The organism is Salinicola sp. RZ23 (assembly GCF_003206675.1).
GTDB lineage: Bacteria > Pseudomonadota > Gammaproteobacteria > Pseudomonadales > Halomonadaceae > Salinicola > Salinicola endophyticus.
The window spans coordinates 19,564-36,344 of sequence record NZ_PZJK01000004.1 but is presented as its reverse complement, the minus strand read 5'-3'; the positions used below and the strand labels follow the sequence as shown (position 1 = coordinate 36,344).

The 16,781-nt window shown below is 66.4% G+C and carries 11 protein-coding genes; 10 read left to right on the top strand and 1 reads right to left on the bottom strand.

The annotated features are described in order from the left end of the window. Positions 1 to 61 precede the first annotated feature (61 nt). Positions 62 to 1,804: a sodium:solute symporter family protein gene (locus DOM67_RS02965; RefSeq protein WP_110674188.1), complete on the bottom strand. Its 1,743-nt coding sequence runs from the start codon at positions 1,802 to 1,804 to the stop codon at positions 62 to 64. Positions 1,805 to 2,097: 293 nt separating this feature from the next. On the opposite strand from DOM67_RS02965, the gene glgP reads away from it, so the two are divergent. From glgP to DOM67_RS02915, 10 genes are all read left to right on the top strand, one after another. Beyond that, positions 2,098 to 4,614: an alpha-glucan family phosphorylase gene (gene glgP, locus DOM67_RS02960; protein ID WP_110674187.1), complete on the top strand. Its 2,517-nt coding sequence runs from the start codon at positions 2,098 to 2,100 to the stop codon at positions 4,612 to 4,614. A gap of 150 nt (positions 4,615 to 4,764) precedes the next feature. Beyond that, on the top strand, positions 4,765 to 5,877 hold the full coding sequence (bioB, locus tag DOM67_RS02955) for a biotin synthase BioB (protein WP_110674186.1): 1,113 nt from the start codon (positions 4,765 to 4,767) through the stop codon (positions 5,875 to 5,877). Then, entirely contained in the window at positions 5,877 to 7,124 is a 1,248-nt protein-coding gene (bioF, locus tag DOM67_RS02950; RefSeq protein WP_110674185.1) for an 8-amino-7-oxononanoate synthase, read from the top strand. The genes bioB and bioF overlap by 1 nt, the downstream gene beginning before the upstream one ends. 107 nt (positions 7,125 to 7,231) lie before the next feature. Then, on the top strand, positions 7,232 to 8,011 hold the full coding sequence (locus tag DOM67_RS02945) for an alpha/beta fold hydrolase (RefSeq protein WP_232825125.1): 780 nt from the start codon (positions 7,232 to 7,234) through the stop codon (positions 8,009 to 8,011). After that, the gene (gene bioC, locus DOM67_RS02940) at positions 8,008 to 8,829 is read left to right on the top strand and encodes a malonyl-ACP O-methyltransferase BioC (protein ID WP_110674183.1); all 822 of its coding nucleotides are present in this window, start codon (positions 8,008 to 8,010) and stop codon (positions 8,827 to 8,829) included. The genes DOM67_RS02945 and bioC overlap by 4 nt, the downstream gene beginning before the upstream one ends. A gap of 16 nt (positions 8,830 to 8,845) precedes the next feature. Further along, a complete protein-coding gene (bioD, locus tag DOM67_RS02935; RefSeq protein WP_110674182.1) occupies positions 8,846 to 9,547 on the top strand; it encodes a dethiobiotin synthase in 702 nt (233 codons plus the stop codon). Positions 9,548 to 9,598: 51 nt separating this feature from the next. Next, positions 9,599 to 10,951 carry an adenosylmethionine--8-amino-7-oxononanoate transaminase gene (locus DOM67_RS02930; protein WP_110674181.1) on the top strand — a complete coding sequence of 451 codons (1,353 nt, stop codon included), beginning with the start codon at positions 9,599 to 9,601 and terminating at the stop codon, positions 10,949 to 10,951. A gap of 609 nt (positions 10,952 to 11,560) precedes the next feature. Continuing rightward, a complete protein-coding gene (locus DOM67_RS02925; protein WP_110674180.1) occupies positions 11,561 to 13,159 on the top strand; it encodes an isocitrate lyase in 1,599 nt (532 codons plus the stop codon). A gap of 349 nt (positions 13,160 to 13,508) precedes the next feature. Then, entirely contained in the window at positions 13,509 to 14,732 is a 1,224-nt protein-coding gene (locus DOM67_RS02920; RefSeq protein ID WP_110674179.1) for an aminoglycoside phosphotransferase family protein, read from the top strand. Between the two features lie 320 nt (positions 14,733 to 15,052). Further along, positions 15,053 to 16,561: a hypothetical protein gene (locus tag DOM67_RS02915; protein WP_110674178.1), complete on the top strand. Its 1,509-nt coding sequence runs from the start codon at positions 15,053 to 15,055 to the stop codon at positions 16,559 to 16,561. The last annotated feature ends 220 nt before the right edge of the window (positions 16,562 to 16,781 follow it).

The following is a 16,781-nucleotide window of genomic DNA, read 5'->3' as shown; positions in this document are numbered from 1 at the left end:
GAGTGATCTGCCCGACCATCATGCTCGGGCTCCCTGACGTCGTCGGGTATCGCCTGCCCGGCTAGGCGTTGCCTTGGGCGGCGGCCAGGCGTGCGCTGCCGTGCACCCCGGCGACCCGATATCCCACCGCGCCGGCCACCAGCAGCATGGCACCGCAGCCCAGGGCCAGCGCGTAGGCGCCCAGCGTGGCCGAGCGCGAGAGGCCGTAGTCGGCGGCATAGCCGGCGAGGGTGTCGGCGTACTGCAGCCACAGGAAGGCGCCGATCGCCACCCCCGCCAGCATGGTGACGATGGAGATGCCGCGGGTGCCCGACTCGGTGCTCGGCGCGGGCGTCTCGCCAGGCTGGTGCAGGCTGGCCAGATACTCCCGCTCCGCCTGACTGACCTGCGTCAGGCGCGAGGCGATCACGATCGCGACCAGGGCGGCCACGGTGCTGACGACCACCGGATGCAGATAGACCGGCAGCGTGAGCCACTCTGCCTGCAGCGCCAGCGAGAGCAGCAGGTTGCCGAGAAAGCCGACGCTCAGCCCCCAGGCCGCGCCGGCGGCGGTGATGCGCCGGCTCCAGATGCTCATCAGCGCCACCGGCCCCCAGGAGGAGGCGAACAGCGTCGCCGCGAACCACACCACCGCCATCACCGCGGGCGGCTGGAACAGTGCCAGCACCAGGGTCACCAGCCCCGAGACGAGCACCGCGATGCGGCTGGTGCGCATGGCGGCAGCGCCGCTGCGCGAGGCGGGGAGGATATCGTTGGCGATACTGAAGCCGATGATCGAGAGAAAGGTCGAGCAGGAGGAGAGGCCGGCGGCGAAGACGCCGGTCAGGATGACCATGCCCAGCCACATCGGCAGCACGTTGAGCGCCGCCCACACCATCGAACGCTCGGCGTCGAGCGTCGGCGTGTAGAGGTTGATCGCCGCGCCGGTGAGCATCATCAGCGCATAGAAGATCGCCAGCGCCACGGCGGTGAGCATCGCCGAACGCATCACCACGTGCTCGTTGCGCGCCATCAGATAGCGGCTGGACTGCCACGGGCTCGCGGCCAGCACTGCGGCCCACACCAGCCCCAGGGTGATGCCCCAGGTGGCGGACTCGCCCGGGGTCGCGAAGGCGGCATCATCGCCCTGGAGCATGCCGTGCCACAGGGCGATACCCGGCTTGTCAGTCTGCGCCAGCAGCCCGCCGATCACTCCCTGCCAGCCGCCCAGGTCGGTGATGATATAGAGCGAGCCACCGACCGCGGCCAGCGAGAAGATCACGAACATCACGGTATCGGTGAGCACCACGCCGGGCGAGCCCGAGTAGAGAATGAAGCCGGTGAAGGTGAGCCAGACCAGCAGCAGGCCGAGCCAGTAGGGCAGCCCGGTCAGCTCCTCGAACATGATCCCCGCGCCCTGCATGACGCCGAGCAGATAGGCACCCAGGCCGATCACCGTGGTGAGCCCGGCGATACGCTGCACCCGGCGCGAGGCGAAGCGCTTGCCGAAAAACTCCGGCACCGTGAGCGCTTCGCTGCGGCGCAGATAGCGGCCGAAGGCCAGCGCACCCAGCAGGCAGCCCGAGGTGCTGATGGCGGCGAAGATCAGCATCACGAAGGGGTAGCCCGCATAGGCGAAGCCGGTCTCGCCGAGAAAGGCGCTGGTACTGAGATAGCTCGCCACCAGGGTGCCGAGGATCAGGAAAGTGGGCGCATTGCGGCCGGCGACGAGATAGTCGTCGAGATGCTTGACGCGGCGCCCGGCCCAGTGGCCGATCAGAAAATAGCCGACGAGGCTTAAGACGATCGCAACGGTGTAGCTCATGGGCGTATCGCTCGATGGTGTTGGTTGTCGAGTCATCGTAAGCGCGAACGCCGCGACGACTGTTTCAGGTGCGTCATCGCGCAGAACAGGTGCGACCCGTATCGATATGGCGCAGCGGATAGTGCCATCGATGTCGCGCCGGTGCCGGTGCCGGTGCCGGTGGGAGGGTGGCCGGGGGGCGGCATGCGACGTTCCTGCCCCCGGCGATTTGGGTATATGCTGCCTGTGGGTCACGTACCCGGCCGCCGCTGGGTGCCCGCGTTTTTCGTCAATGCCTGCCACGAGGTAATGCGATGTCCTCCCGTGACGATGCCGCCGCGCGCGGCGTGCCCGGCTACGCCCATCTCGCCGAACTGGCGCTCGACCTGAGCTGCACCTGGCACCAGGAGACCGACTGGATCTGGCGTGCGCTGGACCGGCGGCTGTGGGAGCTGACCCACAACCCCTGGGCAGTGCTCCAGGCGGCCTCGCTCGAACGCCTGCGCACCTTTCTTTCCAACGCCGAGAATGCCCAGCAGCTGCAGGCGCTGATCGAGGCGCGGCACCGTCAGGCGACCCATCACGCCGCCTCGCCCCTGGGCAGTGATAGCGATCCCTTCACCATTGCCTACTTCAGCATGGAGTTCATGCTCAGCGAAGCGCTGCCGATCTACTCCGGCGGGCTTGGCAACGTCGCCGGCGACCAGCTCAAGGCGGCCAGCGATTTCCATCTGCCGGTGGTCGGCATCGGGCTGCTCTATCAGCGCGGCTACTTCCGCCAGACCCTCGATGCCCAGGGCCGGCAGCAGGCGCTCTATCCCTACAACGACCCGGGCCAGCTGCCGATTTCGCCGGTACGCACCGCCGACGGCGAGTGGCTGCGTATCGAAGTCTCGCTGCCGGGCTACGCGATCTGGCTGCAGGTATGGGAAGCGCGGGTGGGGAACACCAAGCTCTATCTGCTCGACAGCAACGACATCGCCAACTATCCCGCCTACCGCGGTATCACCAGCGAGCTCTACGGCGGCGACGAGGAGATGCGCCTGCGCCAGGAGATGCTACTCGGCATCGGCGGCTGGCAGCTGCTGGAGCGGCTGGGGATCACGCCGCAGGTGTGCCATCTCAACGAAGGCCACGCCGCGCTGGTGGTGCTCGAACGCGCGCGGGCTCGCATGGAGCTTACCGGCGAGCCGTTCGAGGTCGCCTTCGCCATCACCCGTGCGGGCAACCTGTTCACCACCCATACCGCGGTGGAGGCGGGCTTCGATCGCTTTTCACCCAATCTGATCGTGCGCTATCTCGAAGCCTACGCCGAGCAGCGCCTGGGCATCGACATCGAGGCGCTGCTGGCGCTGGGGCGCAGCAACCCCCAGGACGCCGGCGAGCGCTTCAATATGGCCTATCTGGCGTGTCGCGGCTGTCATGCGGTCAACGCGGTGAGTCTGCTCCACGAGCAGGTCTCGCGGGAGATCTTTCGCCCGCTGTTTGCGCGCTGGCCAACATCCGAGGTGCCGATCGGGCACGTCACCAACGGGGTGCATATGCCGACCTGGGCGTCACCGGCGGCGGAAGCGTTGTGGACCCACTTCTGCGGTCAGCCCCACTGGCTGGCTGGCGAGGGCGAACTCAGCAGCGCCATGGCCAAGGTGCCGGCGGCGCGGTTGTGGCAACTGCGCAAGACCTCCAGCGCCCAGTTGGTGAGCTACGCCCGTGAGCTGCTGGCGCGCCAGGTGGCGGTCTCCGGCGGCAGCGCCGAGCTCACCGAGCGCGCGCGGCACGTGCTCGACCCCCATGCGCTGACCCTGGGCTTCGCCCGGCGCTTTGCCACCTACAAGCGACCCAACCTGCTGCTGCACGACCCCGAGCGGCTGGCGCGGCTGCTCGCCGACCCGGTGCGGCCGGTGCAGCTGCTGGTGGCCGGCAAGGCCCACCCCGCGGATCGCGAAGGCCAGGCGATGATCCAGCAGTGGGTGGCGTTCTCGCGCCGCGACGACGTGCGCGGCCGGGTCATCTTCCTGGCCGACTACGACATGCGTCTGACCCAGGAGCTGGTGCGCGGCGTGGATGTATGGATCAACACTCCGCGCCGGCCGTGGGAGGCGTGCGGCACCAGCGGCATGAAGATCCTGGTCAACGGCGGGCTCAATCTCTCCGAACTCGACGGCTGGTGGGTCGAGGCCTACCGCCCGGAAGTGGGCTGGGCGCTGGGTGACGAGCAGGAGCACGGTGACGATCCCGGCTGGGATGCGACCCAGGCGCTGGCGCTCTACGATCTGCTCGAACAGGCGATCGTGCCGACCTTCTTCGAGCGTGACGAGCAGGGCATCCCCCAGGCCTGGGTCGAACGCATGCGCGCCAGCATGAGCAGCCTGACCCCGCGCTTTTCGGTCAGCCGCACCCTGCGCGACTACTACCAGCGCTACTACCGGCCGGCGGCCGAGGCCTATCGGCAGCGCGCCGCCGGTGCCGGTGAGCTAGGGCGCGAGATCGCCGCCTGGCACCACGCCATCGAGCAGGCCTGGCCGGCGCTGCGTTTCGGCGCCAGCCATGTCGACACCCACGCGGGCGGTCACCGTTTTCAGACCTGGTTGCATCTGGGCGGGCTCACTCCGGAGGATGTGCGTGTCGAACTCTACGCCGATGCCGGCGCTGATCAGCCGTCCGCCTGCCACCAGATGCACGCCGTGCCCGGGGCGACACCGGACGCCTGCGCGTTCGTCGTCGAGATCGAGTCCAACCGGCCGGCTGAGGCGTACACCATCCGGGTCAGGCCCTGGCACGCCGCCGTGGCGCTACCGCTGGAGGAGCCACGGGTGCTGTGGCAGCGCTGAAGCGCGCCAGGCATTTTTCAGACAAATCATAGGAACGAACGCCGCTCGCGAAGGGAAAGACATGCACGGTCAACTTGGCCTTGGCTTGAGGTTGACCATGGGTCATGGCACCATTCTGTCAACCCGTGAGGTATGGATGAGTTGACACCGATGACTGCCACCCCAGATACCCGCACCGCGTCTGCGGCTTCCGTGACCCGCCACGACTGGCAGCGAAGCGAGATCGAAGCGCTGCTGGCGCTGCCGTTCAACGATCTGCTGTTCCGAGCGCAGGGCGTGCACCGCGAGCACTTCGATCCCAACGCGGTGCAGATTTCCACGCTGCTCTCGATCAAGACCGGCGCCTGCCCCGAAGATTGCAAGTACTGCCCGCAGTCCGGCCACTACAACACCGGGCTGGAGCGCGAGAAGCTGCTCCAGGTCGAGGCGGTGCTCGAACAGGCGCGCCGGGCCAAGACGGTAGGCGCCAGCCGCTTCTGCATGGGTGCGGCGTGGAAGCACCCCAGCGCCAAGGACATGCCCTACGTGCTGGAGATGGTCAAGGGCGTGCGTGCGCTGGGGCTGGAGACCTGCATGACGTTGGGCATGCTCAGCCGTGAGCAGGCCGAGCAGCTCAATGATGCCGGTCTCGACTACTACAACCACAATCTGGACACCTCGCCGGAGTACTACGGCGAGATCATCACCACCCGCACCTACGCCGATCGTCTGGAGACGCTGGATCACGTGCGCCAGGCAGGCATGAAGATCTGCAGCGGTGGCATTCTCGGCATGGGCGAGAGCGTCAACGACCGCGCCGGCCTGCTGCAGCAACTGGCCAATCTGCCGACCCACCCGGAGAGCGTGCCGATCAACATGCTGATCCGCATCCAGGGGACGCCGCTGGAACACGTGGAGGATCTCGATCCGCTCGATTTCATCCGCACCATCGCGGTGGCGCGCATTCTGATGCCGCGCTCCCACGTGCGCCTGGCGGCGGGGCGCGAGCTGATGAGCGATGAGACCCAGGCGATGGCCTTCTTCGCCGGCGCCAACTCGATCTTCTACGGCGAGCGTCTGCTCACTGCCCAGAACCCGCAGGCGAGTCATGACAAGCAGCTGTTCGCCCGGCTCGGGCTTCACCCAGAACAGCGTGAAGAGGCCGATGACGCCGCCCAGGAGGCAGCGCTGCAAGCGCAAATGATGCGTGCCCGGCTGGATGCACTGACCACGGATGCCAGCGTGCCTCGGCGTGCCGCCAGCGGCGCGGCCGCGGACGTCTGATGCGCGGCGCCGAGTCACTCGAAGCGGCGCTGGCGCCGCGTCTGGCCGAGCAGCGCGCCCGCGTTCGCTACCGCCAGCGTCACACCACCCGAGGCGTGGGGCCGCGGGTACATCGCGACGGCCGCGACTGGCTCAACGTCTGCAGCAACGACTACCTGGGACTGGCCGGCGACCCGCGGCTGGCCGACGCGCTGGCGGAAGGTGCCCGGCGCTTCGGCGTCGGCGGCGGCGCCTCGCATTTGGTGTGTGGCCATAGCGAGGCCCACGAGATGCTGGAGCGGCGGCTGGCGGCCTGGACCGGCTGCGAGCGGGCGCTGCTCTTCTCCAGCGGCTATCAAGCCAATCTCGGTGTGATCTCGGCGCTGCTGGGGCGCGGCGACATCGCCCTGCATGACCGCCTGAATCACGCCTCGCTGCTCGATGGCACGCGCCTCGCCGGGGCCCGGCTAGAGCGCTTCGCGCATGGCGATGCTGCGGCCTGCGAGGCGCGTCTGGCAGCGCTCGACAGTGAGCGCCGCCGGCTGGTGATCAGCGACGGCGTCTTCAGTATGGATGGCGACTGCGCCGACCTGAACGCGCTGGCGACCCACTGCGAGCGCCACGACGCCTGGCTGATGATCGACGATGCCCACGGCCTCGGCGTGCTGGGCGAGCGCGGGGCGGGGACCTGCGACGCCCAGGGGCTGGCACCGGGGCGAGTGCCGATCCTGGTCGGCACCCTGGGCAAGGCGCTGGGTACCCATGGCGCCTTCGTCGCCGGTAGCGAGACGCTGATCGAGGCGCTGATCCAGTTCGCCCGGCCCTATGTCTACACCACCAGTCTCTCGCCGGCCCTGGCCTGGGCCACCTTGACCAGCCTGGACATCGTGCGCGACGAGCCGGAGCGCCGTGACCATCTGCAGGCACTGGTCGCGCGCTTTCGCCAGCACGGCGCCGGGCTTGCCGAGGTCGGTCTGTCGCCGATGCCGTCGATGACACCGATCCAGCCGCTGCTGATCACGCAGCACGGCGAGGGGGCCAACGAGGCCACGGCGCTGGCGTTGGCCCAGGCGCTGGAAGCGCGCGCTATCTGGTGCAGCGCGATTCGCCCGCCGACGGTACCGGTGGGTAGCTCGCGCCTGCGCATCACCCTGAGCGCGGCCCATGAGCTGGCCGATGTCGACCGCCTGTGCGAGGCGCTCTACGGCGCCGCGCGTCAGGTCATCGGGCAGGGTGGGGCGGCGATGCCGCAGAGGGCACCGGCATGACGCTCGCGGCCCGCCAGTGTGCTGATCGACATCTCTCTGATTCACACCCGGCTGACTCGGGTCTGACTGACCCGCAGGCAGCCGATCGGCACGATTCCCGGCAGTTGGTGATTCTGCCCGGCTGGGCGTTGGGCGTAACGCCGCTCGAGCCGCTGGCGAGCGCACTGGGTCAGCGTCTGCCCGGCTGGGAGATCACGCTACTCGACTACGCCACGCTTGACGCCCCCGAGGGTGGGCGGCTGGCTGGTCACGACGTCGATACCTGGCTTGCCGCGCTCGAGCGTGCGCTGCCGGATGGCGCCTGGCTGTGCGGCTGGTCACTGGGCGGCATGCTCGCCACCGCGCTGGCAGCAAGGCGTGGTGCGCGTACGCCCGGGCTGATTTCGCTCGCTGCCAACGCCTGCTTCGTGGCGCGGTCGGGCTGGCAAACCGCAATGGCGGCGGAGACCTTCGACGCCTTCCGCCAGGATTATCAGCAGGCGCCGGCGCGGACCCTCGGACGCTTTGCCCAACTGGTCGTCCAGGGCGGTGAGACCCAACGGCCGCGGCGTGTCCGCTCGGCCCGAGAGCTCGCCGCCGTCGGTGCGCAGACGCCGCCAGATCAGGCGCTGGCAGGGCTTGCGCTGCTCGAGGCGCTGGATCTGCGCACGCGACTGGGGCAACTGAGCGTGCCCCAGCTGCATCTGTTCGCGGCCGATGATGCGCTGGTGCCCGTTGCCGCCTGCGATGCCGTCGCTGAATGCCTGCCGGCGTCTGGCCGTGCCGAGCGGATCGCGGCGGCGGGCCACGCCTTCCCGCTGGCGCGTGCCACCGAGACTGCCGAGCGGATCGCGACCTTCATCACCTCGAGTCGGGCCGAACGCGCCGATGCCGGGGGCCAGCCATGAGTGCGCTGGTGGATGCCCCCAGACTGGCGCGCCAGCGGCGTATCGCCAGTGGTTTTTCCCGCGCCGCGAGCAGCTACGACGCCGCGGCGGGGCTGCAGCGTGAGGTGGCTGACGCGCTGCTGGCGCAATTGCCCGCGGAGTGCCGCCCGACGACGGTGCTCGATATCGGTTGCGGCACCGGCTATGTCACCGCTGCCCTGGCGCGGCGCTTTGGTACTACCACCCTGGGGCTGGATCTGGCCCCAGGGATGCTCTCCACCGCGCGGTGCAGCCACACTGAGCTGGCGATCCGCTGGCTCGCGGGCGCCGCCGAACGGCTGCCGCTGGCGGCGGGCAGTGTCGATCTGATCGCCTCCAGCCTCGCCCTGCAGTGGTGCGACTCGCTGGCGGCGGCGCTCGACGAGGCCTGGCGGGTGCTGCGCCCCGGCGGTCATCTCGCCTTCACTACCCTGTGCCACGGCAGCCTGCACGAGTGGCAGGGCGCCTGGCGGGCGGTCGATGGGCGCGCCCACGTCAACCGCTTCCTGCCGGAGGAGACGCTGGCCGAGACGCTGGCCCGCCCCGGCTGGCGCTGCCGGCTGCATGACGTCGCCACCCGACGCTGCTGGTATCCCGATCTGGCCGCGGCGCGACAGGCGCTCAAGGCGATTGGCGCCAACACGGTGATCGCCGAGACCGCTCCCTCCGCTCACACACCACCCCGCGGACTGACCGGGCGTGAGCGCCTGGCCCGGCTCGAGGCCGCATTCGAAGAATACCGAAGACCGGCCGGCATCCCGATCAGTTATCGTGTGGCAACTGTCGTGATGCAGCGTTGAAGCGGAGGAAGACCCCATGCAAGCACTATTCGTCACCGGTACCGATACCGAAGTCGGCAAGACCTTCATTACCGCCGGCCTGATGGCCGCCGCACGCCGGCGTGGCCTGAGCGTCATCGGCGGCAAACCGGTCGCCTCCGGCTGCGACCAGACCAGCGAAGGGCTCAGGAACAGCGACGCCACCACCATCCTGGCCGAGTGCAGCCCGGCGCTCGACTACGACAGCGTCAACCCGGTCGCCCTGGCGCCGGCGATTGCCCCGCATATCGCCGCCCGTGAGGCGGGTATCGCACTGGGCGTTTCGATGCTGGCCGAGCCGATGCGCGCGCTGCTCTCCCGTGGCGCCGATGTCACCATCATCGAAGGGGCTGGCGGCTGGCGGGTGCCGCTCAACGAGCGCGAGTCGATCTCCGACCTGGTGATCGCGCTGGATCTGCCCGTGGTGCTGGTGGTCGGCGTGCGTCTGGGCGCGATCAACCACGCCCGGTTGACGCTGGAGGCGATCCAGCGCGATGGCGTGAAGGTGGCCGGCTGGGTCGCCAACATTCTCGAACCCGATACCCCGCGCATGGAGGAGAACCTCGATGCGCTGGCGCACTGGCTCGGCGAGTACGGCGGCGCTCCCTGTCTGGGCGTGGTGCCCTGGCTGGAGAGCCCGGACGCCGAGACCACCGCCGACCTGCTCGACCTCGACGCGCTGCTCGGCAGCCTGAGCTGAGCGAACGGCGTGGGCGGGGGCGGCAAGGCTTCACTCCGCAAGAGAAGACACATGAACCGTAACAGCGATTGGATGCAGCGGGATCTGGCCAGCCTCTGGCACCCGTGCACGCAGATGAAAGACCACGAGACGCTGCCTGTAGTGCCGATCCGGCGTGGGAGGGGCGTATGGCTGGAGGATTTCGAGGGGCAGCGCTATCTCGATATCGTCAGCTCCTGGTGGGTCAACGTCTTCGGCCACGCCAACCCGCGCATCAACGCGCGCATCAAGTCACAGCTCGACGAACTCGAGCACGTGATTCTCTCCGGCTTCACCCATCAGCCGGTGATCGAACTCTCCGAGCGCCTGGGTCGGCTCGCTCCCGAAGGGCTGGGGCACTGCTTCTACGCTGACAACGGCTCCTCGGCGATCGAGGTGGCGCTCAAGATGAGCTACCACTACTGGCGCAACGTCGGGCAGCCGCAGAAGCGGCGCTTTCTCACCATCACCAACGGCTACCACGGCGAGACCCTGGGCGCGCTGGCGGTGGGGGATGTCGGGCTCTACACCGATACCTACCGCTCGCTGCTGCTGGATGTAATCAAGGTGGCCGCACCGGATGGCTTCGGGCTGCCGAGGGAGCAGTGGGTCGAGCAGGCCAGGGCGCGTTTCGCCGAGATGGAACAGGCGCTGGCGCGCCACGCCGACGAGCTGGCGGCGGTGATCGTCGAGCCGCTGATCCAGTGCGCCGGCGGCATGCGCATGTACCCGCCGGAGTATCTCACCTGGCTGCGCGAGGCCTGCGACCGCCATGGTGTGCAGCTGATCTTCGACGAGATCGCGGTCGGCTTCGGGCGTACCGGTACGCTCTTCGCCTGCGAACAGGCCGGCGTGCGGCCGGACTTCCTGTGTCTCTCCAAGGCGCTGACCGGCGGTTACCTGCCGCTCTCGGTCGTCATGACCACCGACGAGATCTATGCCGCCTTCTACGACGACTACGAGACGCTGAAGGCGTTTCTGCACTCCCACAGCTACACTGGCAACCCGCTTGCCTGTGCCGCCGCCCTGGCCACCCTCGATATCTTCGAGCAGGACGACGTGATTACCGCCAACCGTGGCAAGGCAGCGCTGATGGGTCGCTTGGCGGAGCCGCTGCGTGACCACCCGCATGTCGGCGATGTGCGCCAGACCGGCATGGTACTGGCGATCGAGATGGTCAAGGAGAAGTCCAGCCTCACCCCCTACGACTTCCGCGAGCGGCGCGGTCTGCGGGTCTTCCGCCACGCCATCTCGCGCGGCGTGATGCTGCGCCCGCTGGGCAATGTCATCTACTGGATGCCCCCCTATGTGATCAGCGACGAGGAGCTGGAACTGGTGGCCGAAGTCACCCGGGAAGGGCTCGAGATCGCCACGGCCGACGCCTGACCCCTGCCAGCGCCCCTCGACAGGCCGAGGGGCGCTCTCCCGCCGCTAGAGACTCTTCTCACAGATGCTCGCGCCCGCAGTTAACCCATGTCGTCACCCATATCGTGCCGATGTTGGCCCCAAGACGTTGCCGGCAGGGCGATATCGCGCCACAGCGTAGGAAAATTCCGTCACGACGCTTGAAAATCGGCTAGCTCCCTCTCGACCAAGGTCGTAGAGGTGTTGTCGCCTTCATGGCCGGTCGGGATCGCTCGCCGCTGCGCGGATATCCGGGCTACACGCGCACAAGGTCATGATAAAACGCTTGTTTTCATGCGCCGAGTGGTGTCACACCCAACTTGCGGCGTTTCCGGAACGGATTTTCACGCTCGTGGTTGGCCCAGGGTCATACGTCATACATGACTACAAAAACCGCCTAAACAGGCGTTTTTCGGTAAAAGCCTTACCCCCACGCCACCGAAGTACTGATTGTTATGCTGTCCCTCTGGCTTCCATAGTGACCTTGCCGAACGACGATTGATGCGGCATTGATCGAATTAAAACGCGCGTTTTTCGTCGTCAAAATTTCGGCAGCGATAGTCACGAAGCCGACGCCTCAAGGAGTACAGCATGTCTATCTACCAGAGTGACCTCGATGCATTGAATCGATTGTGCCGAGAGCAGGAAGGACGCTGGGACAATATCAATCCCGAATCGGTGGCGCGTATGCGGGCGCAGAACCGCTTCCGCACCGGGCTGGATATCGCCCGCTACACCGCCTCGATCATGCGCCGGGACATGCAGGAGTACGACCGCGACCCGTCCCGCTACACCCAGTCCCTGGGCTGCTGGCACGGTTTCATCGGTCAGCAGAAGATGATCTCGATCAAGAAGCACCACGGCACCACCCGCGGGCGCTACCTCTACCTCTCCGGGTGGATGATCGCCGCCCTGCGCTCGGAATTCGGCCCCTTGCCGGATCAGTCTATGCATGAAAAGACCTCTGTGCCGGCGCTGATCGAGGAGCTTTACACCTTCCTGCGTCAGGCCGATGCGCGGGAACTGACGCACCTTTTCCGCGAACTGGATCAGGCGCGCAAGCAGGGCAACGAAGTTGCAGCGCGGGGTGTCCTCGAGAAAATCGACAACTTCGAAACCCATGTCGTGCCGATCATTGCCGATATCGATGCCGGCTTCGGCAACGAGGAGGCCACCTACCTGCTGGCCAAGAAGATGATCGAAGCCGGTGCCTGCTGCATCCAGCTCGAGAATCAGGTCTCCGACGCCAAGCAGTGCGGCCATCAGGACGGTAAAGTCACCGTGCCGCACGAGGACTTCGTCGCCAAGATCAACGCCGTGCGCCACGCCTTCCTGGAGCTGGGGGTCGATGATGGGGTGATCGTCGCACGTACCGACTCCCTGGGCGCTGGTCTGACCCAGAAACTGCCGGTGAGCAAGGAGCCGGGCGATCTGGCCCACCAGTACAACAGCTTCCTCTACACCGTGCCGATCTGCAGCGCCGACGATCTCGACGAGGGCGATAGCGTGATCAAGCTCGACGGCGACCTGCGCAAGCCGCTGCGGCTGGCCAATGGCCTTTACCGCTTCCGCTCGGACACCGGCGAAGAGCGGGTCGTGCTGGACTGCATCAATGCGCTGCAGAACGGGGCGGACCTTTTGTGGATCGAGACCGAGAAGCCGCATATCGGCCAGATCGCCGGCATGGTCGACCGGATCCGCGCGGTGGTGCCGGACGCCAAGCTGGTCTACAACAACTCGCCGTCGTTCAACTGGACGCTCAATTTCCGTCAGCAGGTCTTCGACCGCTGGGAGAGCGAAGGCCGGGATCTCTCCGCCTACGACCGTGCCCAGCTGATGAGCGCCGAGTACGACGACTCCGAGCTGGCGGCAGAAGCGGACCGCTGGGTGCAGAACTTCCAGCGCGATGCCTCCCGGCAGGCCGGTGTGTTCCATCACCTGATCACACTGCCGACCTACCACACAGCAGCGCTCTCTACCGATGAACTGGCCCAGGGTTATTTCGGCGAGGCGGGTATGCTCGCCTACGTGGCCGGGGTGCAGCGCCAGGAGATTCGCCGTGGCATGGCGTCGGTCAAGCATCAGGACATGGCCGGCTCCAATATCGGCGACGATCACAAGGAGTACTTCTCCGGCGCCTCTGCGCTCAAGGCTGGCGGTACGCTCAACACCATGAACCAGTTCGGCTGAGACTGGCTGCCCGCCGCGACACCGCGTGATCCGCGTTTTACCCTGGCCCCGGCGATCCCGGGGCTGGTTTTTTATCGTCTACCTCCCGCCTCGATGACCGCCGTGATCCCCGCGCCCGTAGACCTGCTATTAGTGACCTGTCATCCGTAGACCTGCCATTCGTGACCTACTGCCCGGGCCACCTGTTTTGTGAAGACGCACGCATTTGCGAAGACGAACGCTTCAACTTCTTAATACCCGACATGACGGAGGGCCTCCCCCGCGGTAATGGATCTCGAAAATGGTTCCTGATTGCGGACGCGCCGCGCGCTAGATTGCCCCGAAATGACAGCGGATCGGCGGGGACAACATGTTCGGTTTCGTGGACCATATCGATGCCAGCGGCGTGGCCGGCTGGTGTGTCGGCAGGGGAACCCAGCCGCTGCCGGGAAGAGGGCGCTGGGCGTCCCGCGTGGTGGTGGTCTCGGTCAACGATATCGACCGTTTCAGCGCCTTCTGCCAGGACCCGAGGCCGGATGTGGTGCGTGCCGGAGCCGCGCGCGACCCCCATGTTGGCTTTCGCGCGCCGCTGGCGCTGAAACCGGGCGATCTGGTGCGCGTGCGCTTCGGCCTCGGCGGCCACATGCTGCAGAACGGCGTGGCGGTGATCGGCGATGAGCCGCTGCGTGGCCGCGCCAACGACTCGGGCTTCATGCCGCTGACGCCCTACGGCGGACTGGATGCTTATCGCCAGCTGCTGGAGCCGCTGCGCGCCCGGTTCAAGATCGAAGCCTTCCGCCCGCTTTTCGGCCAGACAGGCACGCTGGCCGCCATGGCCTTGCAGACGCCTGACGGGCGCACGGTGGTTCCCATGGGCATGCCTGCGGCACGTGCCCGGCGCCAGGCGCGTCTCTACCGGGAGCTGCTGGCACCTCACCGGATCGCCTGCCCAGCGATCTCGCTGCGGGTCGATGCCGCGGGGGGCGTCATGCTCTGCGCCGACTATGTCGCCGGCATCACCTTGGATAAGCACGGGCTGACCGATACGCGGGCCATGCGCACGATCATCGAGTGGGCCAAGCGCCTCAACGACCTGAAGCCGACCCCGGCGCTGGTGTCGCAGCTGCGGGAACGCACCCACGCCGACCGCCTGATCGCGCGCAGCTGGCGCCAACTGCTGGTGGGGCGGCGTGGTGGCGATCTGCGGCTGATCCTGGCCATGCTGTGGAGCGCCGGCGGGCTGCCGCGAGTCTTCTCCCATGGTGATCTGCACCGGGAGAATGTCATCGTCGAAGCGGGCAGTGGGCGGCCGCTGTTGATCGACTGGGACAACGCCGGCCTGCTGCCTCTCGGTGCCGATCTGGCCAGGCTGCTGCTCGGGGTACCGCCGCGCCAGGCCGAAGCCTGGATCGGCGGCTCGCGGCAGCTACGCCTGGGCTGGAGCCTCTTCACATATCTTTCCCTGGCCCTGCGCCAGGCCGACTTCATCGGCAGTGCGGACGCCTCCTACCTTGCCCAGCGCTTCCAGCAGCTCTCCCGCCCAACGCCAGCGTCCCAGTCTTCGCCGTCCAGAGTCAGAAGTGGCCCCCTGTAGGTGTGAACTTGCCCGTTCAGGGCGAGAAAATCACTGATTGATTGCCCGCTTAACGTGCTCTTAGATCCCTGTGGTGATCTCGTAAATCCCTATGGCATTCTCGTAAGTCTATAGCGTAATGCCCTCAGTGCCTGTGGTGTCCCCGCCAATCAACGTGCCGTTTAAAGTTCGTCTTGGGTTATCCCATTCGGGCGTGTGGTCGTGTTTTTTCATGGATTTTCCATGCCCGTTGTATAGGGCGATATCACGACGCCATCTCATGGTGACGACATCAGACTCCGTGCCAGCATTGTCTCGCGGTACAACCCAAGGAGAATGAAATGTCTGACCTGAAAACCGTTATCGACTATGGTGCCGATCCTTCTGGCAAGCAGAACAGCGCTGCTGCGTTTCAGGCGATGGCCGACGCTGCTGACAGTGGCACAGTCTTCGTCCCCGATGGCGATTATGTCATCGCCCAGACCGTTGATCTGAAGGGCAAAAGCATGCGGGGGCTGGCGCGCAACCGCGATGGTGGCGCCTCTCGTCTGCGACCTGCAGGCAACATCGACGGCCCGATGTTCACCAATCAGGGCGCTGTGATCTCTGATCTGCACATCTACGGCGGTGGCGAGAAACGTGGCATCACCGCCTTCGCCGCCCGGGGTTATAACGGCCTGTTCCACAATGTGCGTTTTGACCAGATTGGCACGGCCATCGATATCGAAAAAATCACCGTGCATTTTTCGGTGGTGGACTGCCGTTTCATCATGACCGGCACTGGGCTGCGCTGCCGCGACGTCAACAACGACGTCTCGACGACTACCCGCTTCGTCCGCAACGAATTCAACAACTGCGGTAATGGCGTCGTATATGATCGCGACCTCAAGGGGCCGTCTTTCATCGACAATATTTTCGAGTACATGAGTGGCGATGCGATCGTGGCCGCGCTCATCTACAACGGCACTTTCGTGGGCAACTGGTGGGAGAAGCGCCGCCCGGATGGCACGGAATCCCCATTCGGCAATGCCTCTCAAGCAGAAGGCGCTGGCTACCCTTGTGTCCGCACGCTGAAAAACCAGCAGATGATGCGCTGCTTTGCCTCGAGCAACAGCATGTCCTACGGCTGGGAAGATGTGTTCGCCACGGACAATCACGCTGGCAAGATGGGCGGTGTGTCTCTCAACGACGGCGATGTCGTGGTGCGCGATAGTACCGGCCGGGCTGTGCGTATCACCGATACCGGCATTTTCCGTGAATGCGCATCCCATGCTGGCCTGGGGCCGTTTGTCATCGATGCCAATTACAATAGCACCGGACGCCCGGGCATGACGCTGCGCTCTGGCGGTGGGCCGCTGCGTCTCGAGGACGACGCGGAAAACGGCTTCAGTGGCGCCCTGGTGTTCGACAAGGGCGATAACCTGGAAGAGCGCTTCACCCTGGCGCAGAACGTGCGCGGCCAGCGCACTGCCGGCCTGACGGGGCTCTCCGACGTGGTGGTCGGTGGCGAGACCAAACGCGCCATTACCGGCATCCCGCAGCATTTCCTGTGGCGTCAGGATGGGCTCTCCCGCGGTCTCGGGGCACTGCAATCGCATGACGTCTCCCAGCAAGGCGTCGTCAAGCTCGTGTTCCCGTACGTGATCGACAACCCTCTCATCCAGGTGTCGGTAGAGGACCGCGGCGTGCGCTTCGACGGCTGGAGCTACGTGGACGGCTACGTCAACAACTCGGGAACGCGCCGGCAGTGCACGGGCGTCTATCTGCATTTCACGGACCTGGCCGGCAATCCTGTCACGCCCGAGTCGTTCGCGATGCAGATCCTGACACTCGAGCCCGGCATTGATTGAACGCCATCACTGAGAGCAAGCAGCGTTGACAGGAGGTAAATGAGTATTCTGGCCGGAGCGACGCTCCGGCCAGTCTTTGTTGATCCGGCATGATCACCCGGCACAGCGAGGCGGCCCCCCCTAAGCGTGAGCGAGATAGCGCTCACGGGGCAGCGCCTCTCCGGCGACGTATGGGATCAAGCCATAGAACCCCGTCTTGGAGCTAAGCCTTGGAGCCACG

Excerpts from the sequence above, each read along its gene's own strand:
- DOM67_RS02925 (WP_110674180.1), top strand. The coding sequence starts at position 11,561 with ATGTCTATCTACCAGAGTGACCTCGATGCATTGAATCGATTGTGCCGA.
- DOM67_RS02920 (WP_110674179.1), top strand. The coding sequence starts at position 13,509 with ATGTTCGGTTTCGTGGACCATATCGATGCCAGCGGCGTGGCCGGCTGG.
- bioD (WP_110674182.1), top strand. The coding sequence starts at position 8,846 with ATGCAAGCACTATTCGTCACCGGTACCGATACCGAAGTCGGCAAGACC.
- bioF (WP_110674185.1), top strand. The coding sequence starts at position 5,877 with ATGCGCGGCGCCGAGTCACTCGAAGCGGCGCTGGCGCCGCGTCTGGCC.
- bioB (WP_110674186.1), top strand. The coding sequence starts at position 4,765 with ATGACTGCCACCCCAGATACCCGCACCGCGTCTGCGGCTTCCGTGACC.
- DOM67_RS02965 (WP_110674188.1), bottom strand. The coding sequence starts at position 1,804 with ATGAGCTACACCGTTGCGATCGTCTTAAGCCTCGTCGGCTATTTTCTG.
- DOM67_RS02930 (WP_110674181.1), top strand. The coding sequence starts at position 9,599 with ATGAACCGTAACAGCGATTGGATGCAGCGGGATCTGGCCAGCCTCTGG.
- DOM67_RS02915 (WP_110674178.1), top strand. The coding sequence starts at position 15,053 with ATGTCTGACCTGAAAACCGTTATCGACTATGGTGCCGATCCTTCTGGC.
- bioC (WP_110674183.1), top strand. The coding sequence starts at position 8,008 with ATGAGTGCGCTGGTGGATGCCCCCAGACTGGCGCGCCAGCGGCGTATC.
- glgP (WP_110674187.1), top strand. The coding sequence starts at position 2,098 with ATGTCCTCCCGTGACGATGCCGCCGCGCGCGGCGTGCCCGGCTACGCC.